Annotated in this window: 1 protein-coding gene; it reads left to right on the top strand. The window is 69.8% G+C overall.

Annotation, left to right across the window (positions count from 1 at the left end):
* Positions 1-107: 107 nt before the first annotated feature.
* On the top strand, positions 108-430 hold a 323-nt coding region (locus MKK53_RS09635; RefSeq protein WP_243928481.1), incomplete at its 3' end, for a hypothetical protein.

Raw genomic sequence — 430 nt, 5'->3', positions numbered from 1 at the left:
CAACCGAGCCGCCTCGTCGGTCCAGTCGCCTTCAATACCACGAGACACACGGCAATCCCGCCTTCAGCCGAATGGCGGGCTCGCGCGCTCTGCCGTACCTCCGCCGCATGTCATCCGGGCTCACCCCCGCCATGCTCCCCGATGCCGCCGCGATGTGGCGCTGCGGCGCGGAGAACCTGTCGCCCTCCGCCTCGCCCTGCCGCTACCTCGTCCCGCCGAAATGGGCCGCGATCCGCGAGGCCGCAATGGAGTTCTGCGACCGGCTCGGCGCTGAGGCGCACCGGCAGGGGTGGACGGCCCCTGAACTGTTCGCGGTCCACCCTGAGCATGGAACGCTGCGCGTGGATTACTGCGGCGCGCTGCTTCTCAGCGGGAACAAGCCCGTGGCGGTCGAGGCCAGTCGGATCGTGTTTGAGAGCGGGTCCGCCTA

Source organism: Methylobacterium sp. J-076 (assembly GCF_022829405.1).
Lineage (GTDB): Bacteria > Pseudomonadota > Alphaproteobacteria > Rhizobiales > Beijerinckiaceae > Methylobacterium.
Note: the sequence above shows the minus strand (reverse complement) of the source record. Positions and strands in the feature narration are given on the sequence as shown.